The 13,736-nt window shown below is 63.9% G+C and carries 12 protein-coding genes; all 12 read right to left on the bottom strand.

Going from position 1 to position 13,736, the window contains the following annotated elements; translation table 11 throughout:
* Positions 1 to 33: 33 nt before the first annotated feature.
* The 12 genes from HX613_RS06825 to HX613_RS06770 all read right to left on the bottom strand — a co-directional run bounded on the left by HX613_RS06825 (position 34) and on the right by HX613_RS06770 (position 13,664).
* Positions 34 to 348 carry a DUF3870 domain-containing protein gene (locus HX613_RS06825; RefSeq protein ID WP_235344644.1) on the bottom strand — a complete coding sequence of 105 codons (315 nt, stop codon included), beginning with the start codon at positions 346 to 348 and terminating at the stop codon, positions 34 to 36.
* A gap of 81 nt (positions 349 to 429) precedes the next feature.
* On the bottom strand, positions 430 to 1,290 hold the full coding sequence (locus HX613_RS06820) for a serine hydrolase (protein ID WP_235344643.1): 861 nt from the start codon (positions 1,288 to 1,290) through the stop codon (positions 430 to 432).
* A gap of 123 nt (positions 1,291 to 1,413) precedes the next feature.
* Complete coding sequence (locus tag HX613_RS06815; protein ID WP_235344642.1) at positions 1,414 to 2,532, bottom strand: S66 peptidase family protein; 1,119 nt, start codon at positions 2,530 to 2,532, stop codon at positions 1,414 to 1,416.
* Entirely contained in the window at positions 2,525 to 4,180 is a 1,656-nt protein-coding gene (locus HX613_RS06810) for an ATP-binding cassette domain-containing protein (RefSeq protein ID WP_235344641.1), read from the bottom strand. Before HX613_RS06810 ends, HX613_RS06815 begins: the two co-directional genes overlap by 8 nt.
* Positions 4,180 to 5,091, bottom strand: a complete 912-nt coding sequence (locus HX613_RS06805) for an ABC transporter permease (RefSeq protein ID WP_235344640.1) — start codon at positions 5,089 to 5,091, stop codon at positions 4,180 to 4,182. Before HX613_RS06805 ends, HX613_RS06810 begins: the two co-directional genes overlap by 1 nt.
* The gene (locus HX613_RS06800) at positions 5,091 to 6,170 is read right to left on the bottom strand and encodes an ABC transporter permease (RefSeq protein ID WP_198396030.1); all 1,080 of its coding nucleotides are present in this window, start codon (positions 6,168 to 6,170) and stop codon (positions 5,091 to 5,093) included. The genes HX613_RS06805 and HX613_RS06800 overlap by 1 nt, the downstream gene beginning before the upstream one ends.
* A gap of 179 nt (positions 6,171 to 6,349) precedes the next feature.
* Entirely contained in the window at positions 6,350 to 8,176 is a 1,827-nt protein-coding gene (locus HX613_RS06795; RefSeq protein ID WP_235344639.1) for an ABC transporter substrate-binding protein, read from the bottom strand.
* Positions 8,177 to 8,263: 87 nt separating this feature from the next.
* Complete coding sequence (locus HX613_RS06790) at positions 8,264 to 9,751, bottom strand: diaminopimelate decarboxylase (protein WP_235344638.1); 1,488 nt, start codon at positions 9,749 to 9,751, stop codon at positions 8,264 to 8,266.
* Between the two features lie 166 nt (positions 9,752 to 9,917).
* Positions 9,918 to 11,573, bottom strand: coding sequence for a PucR family transcriptional regulator (locus tag HX613_RS06785; protein ID WP_235344637.1), 1,656 nt, complete (start codon positions 11,571 to 11,573; stop codon positions 9,918 to 9,920).
* A 100-nt stretch (positions 11,574 to 11,673) separates the two neighbouring features.
* Positions 11,674 to 12,369 (bottom strand): response regulator, encoded by a 696-nt coding sequence (locus HX613_RS06780; RefSeq protein ID WP_235344636.1) that lies wholly within the window; start codon positions 12,367 to 12,369, stop codon positions 11,674 to 11,676.
* Positions 12,366 to 13,076, bottom strand: a complete 711-nt coding sequence (locus tag HX613_RS06775; RefSeq protein ID WP_235344635.1) for a hypothetical protein — start codon at positions 13,074 to 13,076, stop codon at positions 12,366 to 12,368. Before HX613_RS06775 ends, HX613_RS06780 begins: the two co-directional genes overlap by 4 nt.
* Before the next feature lie 45 nt (positions 13,077 to 13,121).
* On the bottom strand, positions 13,122 to 13,664 hold the full coding sequence (locus tag HX613_RS06770; protein WP_235344634.1) for a hypothetical protein: 543 nt from the start codon (positions 13,662 to 13,664) through the stop codon (positions 13,122 to 13,124).
* Between the last annotated feature and the right edge of the window lie 72 nt (positions 13,665 to 13,736).

The raw sequence follows: 13,736 nt of genomic DNA, 5'->3' as shown, positions 1-13,736 counted from the left end.
GGCCCAGGCAATCTTGGTGGTCGAGGAATCGAATCAGCCGAGGGGCGGGAGCTCTTGGTACTTCTTCGCCGCGTTGTTCACCGCGACGATGAGCGCCTTCTGGGAGGACCCGTGGTATCTGGCTGTGATCGAATCCGTGAGTCGACCGGTGTCCCTGATGTCTGCATCGATGAACAGGCCCCTGATGAACTTCCTTGTCAGGGCCAACGTCGCCGAGCAGTCGACATCGAGGACTCGATGTGTCTCCGCCTCGATCTCGAAGGCGATGTAGAACAATCCGTACTGTGCCATGATCGGGTTGTTCGACGGTGCTTTCGCTTCGCCTGTGAGGTAGATCGAGGAGGTCATAGGACATCAACGATACTCGAGGAACGGCGTGTGACAGTGCGTATTCTCGAGCCGATTGGATGCTGATCGATGTCCGGTTTCTCAGAGGAATCGGTGAATCGCCTCCCCCGCTTCGCGCATGATGGGCATGACGTCGACGACCCGGTCCGTGTCCTTCTCCCAGTTCGCGAACACGGCGTAGGCGACCCGCCGGGTCGGTGTCATGGCGATCCCGGCATCGGCGCGGATCGTCCCGTTCGTGCCGGTCTTGTTCCAGACCCACACGTCGCGCTGATAGTTGTAGTGGGCCAGAGGATCGAGATCGAACGCCGAGGCGACCATCGAGGTGTCCGCGCCGGCGCCCAACCAGCGCCGGAAGATCTCGTTCGTCGACTCGTCCCAGAACTCGTCCTTCGCGTGCCGGGCCATGAAGTCGCTGAGCTCGGCCGCGGTGCCCGTCGACAGAGTGCGCGGCGCCTTGGCCGGCCGGGGCCAGCGGAGGAAGTCATGGAGACCGGAGTTCCTGTACCCCAGATCCTCGACCTGGCGGGCGACGTTCTCGAGGCCGATCCGACGAATGAGCACATTGGTCGCGAAGTTGTCGCTGAAGGCTCCGACGAGCACGGCCACGTCATAGACGCTCAGATCGTCCTGCTCCATGAGGTACCAGATGCCGGACTCGTCGACTCGTTCCGAGGGACGCCTGGACAGCCGCTCCTGTAAGTTGAGATTGCCGTTGACGTGCATCTGCAGGGCCGTGTGCAGGAGAAACACCTTGCCCATGCTGGCGGTGTCGAGTTCATCGTTCTCGTTGTGGGCGAACACGCGTTCGCCGCTGTCGATGTCGAAGGCCAGGGCGCTGAAGCGCACCCCCGGCAGTCGGTCGAAGCCCACGCCGCCCATGTTCGACGCTGTCCCTACCTGCGACGCTGACTGTACCTGCGACGCTGTCCCTTGGTTCATGCTCTCACTCTTCACGTTCATGTCATCTGTCATCGTGCGAATTCCTCTGCTCCATCGACATCTGCAAGCACCACAGTCCGCTCGCGCCCCGTCTGCACACGCTCACGCCCAGTCTGCACACGCTCACGCCCCGTCCACCCACATTCGCGGTCGGCCCCGGGCCGGAGCCTCGAGTGTGACGGCGACTCCCAACGGAGTGCTCGGCGCATCCGGGTCATGCCCGAAGCCCATCTCGCTCACGATCGGTATGCCCGCCTCGCCCAGGTAGTCCATGATCAGGGCCTCGACCTCGTCGACCTCCGCGCAGTCCTGCCAGGAGCCCAGCACCACTGCGTCGGCCGAGTCGAACCAGCCGCCGCGAACGAGCTGCACCAGCAGATTGTCGAGTCGGTAGAGCTCCTCCTCAACATCCTCGAGCATGAGGATCGAAGGCCCGCTGCGTTCACGCAGCTCGCGTACCCCGGCCAACTCCGGACTTCCCATCCCGGCCGCGACCAGACTGAGGTTTCCTCCGCCGAGGCGGCCCTTCGCCGTCCCCGGAACCAAGGTTCGCGCCCGGCTGAGCGGGCGCCCACCCTGGTCTTGGGTGGACGTTTCGGGCTGATCCTCGGCCCGTTTATCGGACCAAAACGTCCACTCAGCCCCGGACTCCCCCGTGGCTCCGTCGAGGGCCGGGAACCCGAGTTCGCGGCCACCCCAGGGTTCAAACAGCCAGGCAGCCACCTCGTCGGGGACGACCGTGGAATTCTTGAACGGATCGTTTCCGACCATCGGGCAGAACAGCGTCGCCACGCACATGTGATGGTCCCAGGCCTGATGCAGCGCTGTGATGTCCGAAGAGCCGGTCAGCAGCTTGGGGCGGCCGTCGGGTCGCAGGGCATGCTTGCGCATGAAGTCGAAGTCGATGCCGTCGAGCAGACGCATCGCGCCGAATCCGCCCCGCAGTGCGATGACCGCTGCGGCGTCCGGATCGCACCATGCCTCGACGAGGTCGGTTCGGCGCTGTTCGTCGGTTCCCGCCAGGTACTTCACGCGTGGGTGCCGAGCGCGGACGTTGTCACCGACGACCACACGCAGCCCCCAGGATTCGAGCTGGGCGATCGCCCGCAGCAGGGACTCTTCGTCTGTGGGTCCCGACGGTGCGATGAGACGCACGGTGTCGCCGGCCCGCAGCGGTGCGGTGTCGAGGTACGGGCTGACGCTCGACTTCGGCTGAGCGTCGGAAGGGGTGGGGCTATGCATGCGTGACCAGACTCTGACTTCCCAATCGGGGAACTGCGGCGAGGAGTTCCTGCGTGTATGCGTGCTGCGGGTTCGCCAGCACGGAGTCGACATCGCCGTACTCGACGATCTCGCCATTCTTCATCACGGCCACTGTATCGGCGATGTTCCACGCCAGGCCGAGGTCGTGGGTGATGATCAGGGCGCTCATCCCCAGGTTCTTCTTCAGTGCCAGGAACAGGGAGAGGATCTCTCCCCGCACCGAGGCATCGAGAGAGGCGACGGGTTCATCGGCGATGAGCACCTGCGGGTCCAGCGCCAGTGCTCCGGCGATGACGACCCTCTGCCTCTGTCCACCGGAGAGCTCCTGCGGAATCGACTCGAGGTAGTCGGCCGCGGGAGTCAGCTCGGCGGCTTCCAGTGCCCCGATGACTCGCGCGTATTCGTTGTCGGTGATCTTCTGCACGCGCAGGCCTTCGACGACGGCCTCGTAGACGCTGCGCTTCGGGTTGAGCGAGCCCGCGGGATCCTGGAGGATCATCTGCACCTGTCGACGGAAGGTCCGCAGTGCCTTCGCCTTCTTCGGCAGGGCCTTGCCCGCGAACTCCATCTGCGAGCCCGAATCCACCTCCTGCAGGCCGAGCAGTGACCTGGCCAGGGTCGTCTTGCCCGACCCGGACTGGCCGACGACGGCGAGGATCTCGGCCTTGTGCAGCGCCAGGTCGACATCGCGCACGGCCCGTTCCCTACCCTGGCGGGTGACGAAGGAGACGTTGAGGTTCTTGGCCTCGAGCACCACCTCGTCGGTCATCGTGAACGGCTGCGCCCGGCGCACCTCGGCGGGCTTGAGGGTTCGGGGATTCATCCGCGACTCGGCGTCGCCGATCTGCGGGAACGCACCGGCCAGCTGCTTCGTGTAGTCCTCCTGCGGCGACAGGCACACCTGGTCGCTGGGACCGTATTCGACTAGCCTGCCGTAGCGCATGATCGCGAGGTTCTCACACACCGCGGAAAGCACGGCGAGGTCGTGGCTGATCATGAGCAGCGAGATCCCACGTTCGGCAACCAGCTTCGCCAGGCCCACGAGAATCTGCTTCTGCACGATGACGTCGAGGGCGGTGGTCGGTTCGTCGGCGATGATGATGTCCGGTTCGCAGGCCAGGGCCATGGCGATCATGATCCGCTGCTTCTGCCCACCGGAGAGCTCATGCGGATACGCCACGGCCTTGCTCGGATCGAGGTCGACCTCCTCGAGGAGTTCGAACATCCGGTCGCGTCGTTTGGCCGGTGTCGTCCAGGTGCCCTTCGCGTGGTGTTCGAGCGCCTCGATGATCTGTCCGCCCACCTCGCGCACGGGGTTGAGCGAGTGCAGGGCCCCCTGGAAGACGATCGAGGCCTGCGCCCAGCGCACCGCCCGGATCTGGCCGAAGCTGAGATCCCTGATGTCCTTCCCACCGAGGCTGACCTGCCCGTCGATCTGCGCGGACTTGGGCAGCAGGCGCAGGACCGACATGATCAACGTGGACTTGCCCGAGCCGGATTCCCCGGCGATGCCGAGAGTGGCACCGGTGGGCAGGTCGAGGCTGATGTCGCTGACGGCGGTGACGTCACCACGGGCTGAGGCCGAACGGTAGGTGATCGAGACCTTGTCAAAGCTGAGGTCGGTCATCAGCGGCTCCTCAGTGCTGGGTTGATGATGGCTTCGAACGCACGCCCGACCATCGTGAAGGCGAGCACCACGAGCAGGATCGCGATGCCGGGTGTGAGCACGTACCACCAGTAGCCCGAGGTCGCGGCGGAGATGTCCATCGAGTTCTTCAGGATCGTTCCCCACGACTCCTTGCTCGTGTCCCCCAGGCCCAGGAAGGACAGGGTCGATTCGGCGATGATCGCGCTGCCGACCGTCAGGGTCGTGTTCGCCAGCACCAGCGGCATCACCGCGGGCAGCATGTGCTTGAACAGGATGTGACGATGTCCGGCCCCGAGGATGCGCGCCCTTTCGATGTAGAGCCGAGACTCAACGCTCAAGGTCTGGGAGCGCACGATGCGTGCCGTCGATGCCCAGGAGGTCAAGCCGATCGCGATGACGATCGTGAAGACGCCCCGTTCGAGGACGGAGGACAAGACGATCGCCAGCAGCAGGGAGGGCAGGACGATAAAGAAGTCGATGATGCGCATGACGATGGCGCCGAAGAGTCCGGAGAAGTGTCCGGCCGCCAGACCCATCACGGTGCCGATGACCATCGACATCACCGTGGCGGCGACGCCGACGAGGATGGACACCCGGGCGCCCCAGAGAATGCGGACCCAGAGCTCACGCCCCAGGTCGTCGGTGCCCAGCGGGTGGGCGAGGCTCGGCGGGGCGTAGCGGGGCACATCGAGCTGCTTCGTCACATCGAGCATGGAGGCGGGGGCGATGAGTGGGGCGAAGATCGCGATGAGGATGAAGAAGACGAGCACGATCGCGCCGACCATCGCGGGGATGTCGGAGCGGAACAGGGACCAGTTCTTCTTGGCGTTGTTCAGTCGGCGTTCACGGACGAGCTTCGCGCCGTCGATGACGGGAGTTGGGTCGCTCATCAGGCCCTCCTGACTCGTGGATCCAGGAACCGGTAGACGATGTCGGCCGCCAGATTCATGACGATGATGATGGCCGAGAACACGACGAAGGTGCCCTGCAGCAGCGGCAGATCCGGTCCGCTGATCGCTTCGAACGTCAGCTTGCCCAGGCCCGGCCAGGAGAATACGGCCTCGACGGTGACGGCACCGGCGATGAGGCCGCCGATGTGCATGAACACGACGGTGACCGTGGGCAGCAGCGCATTGGGCACCGCGTGCTTCTTGCGCACTTCGTCCTCGGTCAGGCCCTTGGCCCGAGCTGTGGTCAGGTAGTCCTCGCTCATCTCTTCGATGAGGGAGGCCCGCATGACCATGAGGAACTGTGCGTAGACGACGGCCACCATGGTGATGACCGGCAGGATCAGGTGTTTGATGATGTCGACGATGCCGGCGAATGACCACGGGTCCAGTCCGGGGGTGATCATTCCGCCGGTGGGCAGCCACTGCAGGGTGCCCCCGAAGATCATGAGGAGGATGAGACCCAGCCAGAAGGTGGGCACCGACCAGAACACGAGCGAGGTTGAGGAGGCGATCTTGTCGAAGAGTGAATTGCGGCGCCAAGCCGAGAGCTGGCCCAGCCACAGGCCCAGTCCGATGGCGATGACGGCGGCGGCGGCAGTGAGCAGGAGCGTGGGTCCCAAGTACTCGCCGATGAGCGCGGCGACGGGTTTGCGGTAGACGTAGCTTTCGCCGAAGTCGCCGGTGAAGATGCCGACCAGGTAGTCCCAGAATTGGACGATGACCGGTTTGTCGAGACCGTACTGGCTGCGCAGCTCGGCGATCTGTGCCGGGCTCATCGGGCGTTCCTTGGCGATCTTGAGGACCGGATCGCCGGGCAGCATGCGGAAGGCGAAGAAGCCGAGGACGATGACAAGGATCATCGAGGTCAGGGCACCGCCGAGTTTGCGCAGGAGATAGCTGACAAACGAGGCACCCTTCGGCGGTTCGTCCATGTCGCGGCTGGGACCTCCGGAGATGCCGGAGCCTCCTGATTCGGGGCCGCCCGCGGGGGTGGGGAGGTCGTGCGTCGGTGTTGTCACTGGGAAACTCCTGGTCTCACTGGGAAACTCCTGATGTCACTGGGGATGCAGGTGGTGCAGGTGGTGCAGGTGGTGCAGGTGGTGCAGGGACCATCGTCGGGTGGGTTGCGATGACGAGGACCATCGTCGGCGAGCGCCGTGGGCACGACACTCGCCGACGATGGTTGTCGGTGCTGGGACTATTCGCGATCGTCGGACTTCTTGCGACGGCTGATCAGGAAGCCGCCTCCGCCGATGACCACGATGGCTGCGACGGCGATGCCGATCCAGCCGCCTGCGCCCATACCGCCGCCCTCACCGGAAGCGTCCTCCGCGCTGGCGGGTTCGACCGAGGAGTATCCCCAGTAGCCGACCTGGTTGGCGATGATGCCGCCCTCAGTGGGCTGCTTGGTGAAACCGGAGAACCGGTCGGAGCGGAAGGCCTCGAGCTGGTTCGGGTACCACAGCGTGATCGAAGCGGCGTCCTCATAGTGCTGAGCCAGCGCCTGGTGGACCAGGTCGGCGCGTTTGCCCTCATCGAGTTCGACGTGCTGCTGCTGGTAGAGCTTGTCGAAGTCCTTGTTGCAGTACCCGTCCTGGCTGGTTCCGCCGTTGCCGTCGGCGTCGGGGCGCGAATCGCAGGTGTTGATGAACAACTGGTAGTCGGGATCCGGTCCGAGCGACCATCCCGAGAAGTACATGTCGTAGTCACCCTTGGTGGTGCGCTCGGACACGGTGTCGACGTCGCTGGCCTCGTTCTTGAGACTGATGCCGATGTCCTTCATCCACGGTTTGAGGAACTTCGCCGTGTTCTGTTCGACCGTGGCGTCGGAGTCGGTGAGGAAGCGCAGCTGAAGCTTCTCGCCGTCCTTCTCGCGGATGCCGTCGGAGCCTTCCTTCCAACCGGCGTCGTCGAGAAGCTTCTTCGCCTTCTCGACGTCGAAGCCGGAGATCGCCGGATCGTCTTTGGGAAGCGCCCACGTCTTATACACGGATGGCACGAAGCTCGTGGACGGCTGTCCGTAGTCCTGCAGCACCTGATCACGCAGGGTGTCGATGTCGATGCCTGCACGGATGGCTTGGCGGACCTTCTTGTCCTTCAGCGCCTCATTGCCGGTGCCGAATTCCTTGTCCTTGGCGTCGGCCAGTCCCGAGTTGATGGAGATTCCCTGGAACCTGCGCCCGTTGCCCACATTGGTCTCGACGTTGTCGGCGCCTTCGATGGCCTTGAACTGCTCGGGAGTCAGTCCGGTGATGAAGTCGACCTCACCGGAGCGGATCGCCTGCACCTGGGCATCGGAATTCGTGTAGTAGCGGTACTGGATCTCGTCGAGCTTTGGCTCACCGCGCCAGAAGTTGAGGTTGGCCTTGAGCGTGACGGACTTGTTCGCCTCGTAGCTCTCGAGCTGGAAGGGCCCCGAGCCCACGGTCTTCTCATCGTTCTTGAACTCGCCGGGCTTGTCGACCTTCGACCAGATGTGCTCGGGAACGACCGGAATCTCCTGGCCCGGGTTGTTCGCCTGCGGGTTCTTCAGAGTGATGACCACGGTCTGGTCGTCCGGGGTTTCGACCTTGTCGAAGTTCTCGACGAGGGCGCCGTTGGCGACCGACAGTTCCTCCTTCTCCATCATCTGGTTGTATGTCCAGGAGACGTCCTTCGCTGTCAGCGGTTCTCCATCGGACCACTTCATATCGGGACGCATCTTGTACGTCCAGACCTTGCCCTCGGAATCCGTGTCCCACTCGGTGGCAAGACCTTCCGAGACCTGCGTGTCTTCGGCACTGTTGCCGACGAGGTTCTCGTACATGTATTTGAACGTATTCGTCGGCATCAGATAGAACGAGGTGAACGGATTGAACGAGTCGATGAAGCCGTCGGTGGCGATCCGCAGCACCTTGGAATCGTCGCCGGCCTCTGTGGTCTCTGCTTGGGCAGGGGCGGCGGCCATAGAGCCGACGAGTGCCATTGCCGCAAGACCGGCAAGACACGTTCCCAGCCGCCTGCGCAGCTTATATTGAGCGAACATCGTTGTCCTTTTTCTCGATTTGGTGATTCAGTTATCAGTCGTTGCAGGTGAGAGCCTGCTCACACTTCATCTTAAGTTCTCGGATCGTCAATTCGGGGCAAGCGCGCCCCGTCGTCTCGCGCCATTCTCACCCGCTTCCGAAAGCCCGGTCTGCAGCGGTTGAATCCTGACCTCGCCCGCCTCGGCGAGGACCTCTGCGATGGTCTGTCCGCGCCGGATGAGCGAGAACTCAACCTCTCCCTCGCCGAGGTGGCGCTGGGCATCGGCGCTCACGTCGGGCCGTACCCGGTACCCGAAGATCGGGACCCGCGGAAGCAGGTTGTAGGAGAACGGATTGGAGAAGTAGTAGGCGCCGGTATCGGGCACGGCCACGATGTCGCCGGCGTCGAGGCGCGGCAGCATTCGGTCGCGGGCCAGGAGGTCACCGGCGAAGCAGGCGGGGCCGGCGACATCGGTAGGCACCACCTCGGCGGATTTGAGACTGCCGTCCGGGCTGAAGGGCAGGATCCGCAGCGGCCAGTCTGCGGGGGCATAGGCCGTGCGGGTCGCGACCTGAACCCCGGCGTGGGTCATGGCGATGCGCCGACCGCCGGTGGTCTTCGCATACTCGACATAGGTGAGAATGGTGCCGGCCTTGGCCAGGAGTGCCCGCCCGAATTCGGTGATGATGTCGAAGTCGAACAGGCCCGGGACCTGTGCTTCGAGCACGGCCCGATATTCGGCGAAGGTCGGAGTGATGTCCTCGCCGGCGAAGTTCACGGGCAGTCCTCCGCCGATGTCGATGCGGGTGACCTGGCGGTCGCGACTGTGGGTCTGCGCCTGCGCGGCGCGCGCATTGATCTCCTGCGCCAGTTCGACGACCGTTTCGATGCCTGCGGCGGCCTGGTCGAGGCTGATGCCCTGGGAACCCGAATGGACGTGGATCTGGTTGAGCCAGGGACGTGCCAGATAGGCCTCGATGAGTGCCTCGCGTGCCCCGGGGTCGGCCAGTCCGATGCCGAATTTCGAGGTCTGCGTGGCGGTGGACAGCGCACCGATCGTGCCCGTCCCCGACTGCGGATTGATCCGAACCCCCACCCTCGCCGAGGTGGTCCCGGTGGAACCGCTCACAGTCGCCGAGGTGGTCTGTCCGTCAAGGAGCCCGTCGAGTCGTTCGAGCTCGGCGAAGTTGTCGATGTTCATCGATACCCCGAGTTCGACGGCGCGCTTGAGCTCGCTCATGGTCTTCGCCGGAGAGTCGAAGACGATGTTCTCCGGCGCGAATCCGGCTGTCAGAGCCAGCTCGAGTTCTCCCGGACTGGCGACCTCGCAGCCAGCGCCGGCCTCGGCGTAATAGCGCAGCAGGGGCTGCAGGGGCACGGCCTTGCAGGCCACGGCGTGGAGGACGTCATTGTCTCCGGCGAAGGCAGAGGTCAGATGCTCATATGCAGTTTCGATCTGGTCGAGGTCGATGAGTCCGATCACCGGGGTCGAATCGTCGAGCTGCGGGATCTGGTCCACCGTGCTGTTCGCGACTGCCTTGATAGCTTGGTCTCGGCTGACCTGGATCGATGGCCCCGACTGGTTGCTGTGCATACTGTCCTTCGTTCGTGGTGTGCTGCCACTGTAGAACGCGAGCACCAGGACGAACGGACAATAATCTGCCAAACCTTGACGTGGAACCTTGTGAGAATCACACAGCCGCCGGTCTTGGTGATCGTTTGACGACTGCTGAACGCGAGTAGGCGACGTCAGTCTCGACTCAGGCTCGCTCTCGATCGAAGACGAGCACCGCGAGCTCAAGCCACAGACGTCCGGACCGCTCGGCAGTCGACAGTCCGGTGATCTCTTCGATCCGACTGAGACGATGACGCAGCGAATTCGTGTGGACGTGCAGACGGCGGGATGCCTCCGCGGAATTGCCGACTGTGGCAAAGTACACCCGCAGGGTCTCGAGCAGCTGGCCCTGGTGCTTTGCATCATGCTCGGCCAGCAGTCGGGCAGGCTCGGTGATGCGAGGCCCGACGGGGCGCAGAGCATCAGCAGCTTCGAGCCCGACGAGTTCGGCTGCGACGTCCTCGGCTGTCGCACCGCGGACCATGCTTTGGTCATCGGCACATGTGACGCCCGCAGAATGGTTGCCCGCAGTCGTACTGCCTGCAGGTGTGCTCGCGCCGCTCTTCGACCGTGTCAGCAGCGCATCGATGACGTACACCGCCTCGGTCCACGATCGATGTACAAGGTCGAGACGTTCGACTGCGACACCCACCCCGAAGTGCAGCGGCTCGCTCGGAGACAGGGACCGCTGCAGGGCCGAGGCGACATGAGACCTGATGTCGGCGGCTTCCATTCCTTCGCTCATGTGCACGAGGACAGCCAGATGACCGTCCGACCCTACGTGGGCGAGCACGGCATCGGCGAAGGCGGCCCGCAGATGAAACCTCAGCACAGGCTCTCTGTCGGGGGCCACCTCGGCGAAGGCCAGGGTTGCATAGTGCCCGGAGAATGGCAGCGCGAGCAGGGTCGCGGCCGGCCCGAGGTCCGGCGAGCCACCGAGGATCGAGCCGAGGGCCTCACGACGGATCCGCTTCTCGAACGGGGAACGTCGCAGGGTCCGCAGCATGACCGGCAGTGCGGCTCGGGCCGCATCGCGGAGGACATCGCGCAGCGACGCGGGATCCACCGAATCCGGGTAGGCAGCCCAGATCGTGCCGAGCAGCTCGCCCTCGCTGCGCAGTGCGATCACCGAACGGGCAGGAGAGGCGCCCGCGGCTTGTCTCTCGACGACATCGGTCGAGTGGCGGACGACGTCGAGGAATCCGGACTCCTCAAGCTCAGCGATCCGCCATTGAGGAATCGCGCCCGAGAGGATCGTCTCCCGTCGGATGTCATCGATCTCATCGCCGAGGTTGGAGTGCGCGAGCACACGCGACGCCGGGTCCTCGATCGTGATCGACGCACCCGTCATCTCCGCGATGACCGCGGCCAGCGCGCTGAGATCGTCGACGTCGGGCCAAGCCAGGGCGCTCGAGGCACCCTCGTTGAGCTGTCGCAGATGGACGAGGACCTCGGACCAGGTCACGCCCGTGGACCGCTCGAGCAGAATGGGCAGCGCTGAGGCAGATGTCCCCTCACCGAGGTGGGTATGCGTTCCCGGCGGCACAATGAGTGCCGCGGCACCCGCAAATCGTGAGCGGATCGCGTTGAGTCCGGCCACACCGTCTACGGCTTCGGTGACGAGGACGACGGCTCCCGCGAGTCCAGTGGGAGACCTGAGAGCAGCAGCCGAGCTTCGCAGGTCGAGGTCGAATTCGATGCGAGTCACCTCAACGTCGATTTCGGTCTGAGTCAGGGGAAGCAGAAACCCCGCGGTCTCGCGCAACAGGCGGGAGACGCGTAGGGCATTCGTTTCACTCATACACCCACTGTAGTCAACAGTGCACCCACACACCTCGTGACCCGATCATCTGCCGAACCTGCTCGGGTTTCAGACATTCCGCAGCTGGACGAGGGCTTCGTCATTCGGGAACGTAGAACTTGTACTGGATGGCACGGATGACGACCTGTGCCAGATTCTTCGCATCCAGTTTGATGCGCAGGTTTCTGGCGTGGGACTTCACTGTATAGACGCTGACGACCTGTTGTTCGGCGATCTCCGAGTAGTCCATCCCCTCACAGATCTGCCGTAGCAGGAGCTTCTCACTCGGAGTCAGCGCCGGCACCGCGCTCGAACCTTCCGCGGCGATATCGCCGCTGATCATGATGTCCTCTGCCAAGGATCGCAGCAGGGCCGGAGACTCACCTGCGACTGCCGCTCGCGCGACGCGAACGAGTTCGGCGTCGGTGGCGGATTTGTTCACCGCCGCTATCGCTCCGGCCTCAAGAGCACGTGTGATTCCCGGCCCGGGCGAGACAGTGGTCAGCACAACGATCGTCGCCTCTGGGTCGAGACACATGATCTCCCGGGCCGCATCCACTCCACTCATCCCCGGATGCATGTTGACATCCATCAGGACGAGATCCGGGCGATGACGATCGAACGCTTCGACGGCGTCTTCTCCGGAGTGCTGAGGATCGAGAACTGAGAACCCGCCGTCATCGAACAGAGCTGCCGCCACGGCTCTCGTCGTCCACGAATCGTCGTCGACGATGAGCACGACTATGCGCTCGTCTGCTGACGAGTTGTCGATCTCCGAACCGACCGAGCCGCTCATACCCTCTCGCTCTTCGTCGCTGATACGTCACGGTCGGCATTCGCCTCACGAGCTGTGGAGGACTCCGCAGCGGTGAAATCGTCGCGGACACAGACAGCGTCGGCCTCGTCCCCATCGGCGAAGTCATTGAATCGCAGCGGCTGGGAGACTTCGACGACGACGCGGCCCTGATGATTCGATCTCGTGGTGCATGACCCGCCCAGGGCCTGAGCGCGCCGACTGAGAGAGCGAGGCGGACCCGTCAGCGACGTCGCCGCCTCGTTCTCCGTGCGGAAACGCAGGACGGCCGCATCAGATCCCTCACGATCCACGCTCACGGTCAGACTCGACTCGGTTCCCGGCAGAGAATGTCGGATGACGTTCGTCGCCAGTTCTCGCATGATTGCGGTGAAATGTGCGCCCAGCACCGGGGATGCGTATCGGGGCAGGGTGCCGACATCGAGCGTCAACGCCACACCGCCGGCGGCACAGCCGTTCTCAATGGACGTGGCCAGTGCTTTCGCCTCGGCCTGCAGCCGAATCCTGGGCTGCCGCTCGTCTCCGTCGCTGAGCTGTGTGACGAGCTGCCGCAGGCGCTTCGACGCCTCGGTGTTGACCAGGGAGAGCTCGGCGAGCTGACGGCTGATGTCGAGATCCCGCGATCCTCTGGCCAGTGCTTTGATGATTGCGCCCTCTGTTGCGAGTGAGTTCGAGATTGTGTCGTGCATATCGCTGGTGAAACGTGCACGCAAGGACTGCACCGCCTGCTGGTGTTACACGGCGGCGCGCTCCCGGCGATGGATCTCGCGTTGGATCCTCAGCTCGACGGCTCCAGCAGCCAAACCGATCAGTGAGTACGTGACCCAGCCGTACCCGTAGTCGATGAACCCTGCAATACCGCCGTCGTAGGCTGACATTTCGGTGCAGGTGATGAGGTAGGCGACCAGTCCCACGGTGGCGATGACTGAGCCGACCCACCGCCGCTGGCTGAACAGCACAGCCGTGGCGAAGATGAGCGACTCGGGGAACATGTTCTCCAGGTCGGGGTAGGGCACGACGAAGACGAGGCTCAGCCCGGTCGAGACGAACACCGTCGCCAGAGGGAAGAACGGGGAGAGGACGAGCAGAGCATAGGCACAGATGAGGAGGACCATGTAGCGAGGTTCTGTGATCTCAAACGATCCGGGAATCAGCAAGGTCAGCCCCATGATGAGGGCGAGGAGCCGCATGGGCAGATCCACGAAGCGCGGTCCGCGGAATACAAGCCACAATCTGTTGAGCGCACTCATGGTGCCGTCGTCTGTCGCTGATGCCATGGAGCCTATTGTGCTATACCCTCGTCCCTGCCGTAGCGGTCGGATCTCATACTTACGTGCGATGCCCGATCG

The organism is Brevibacterium sp. UCMA 11754 (assembly GCF_021532275.1).
Classification (GTDB): Bacteria; Actinomycetota; Actinomycetes; order Actinomycetales; family Brevibacteriaceae; genus Brevibacterium.
The sequence above is the reverse complement of the archived record's forward strand: the minus strand, read 5'-3'. Positions and strand labels throughout refer to the sequence as shown.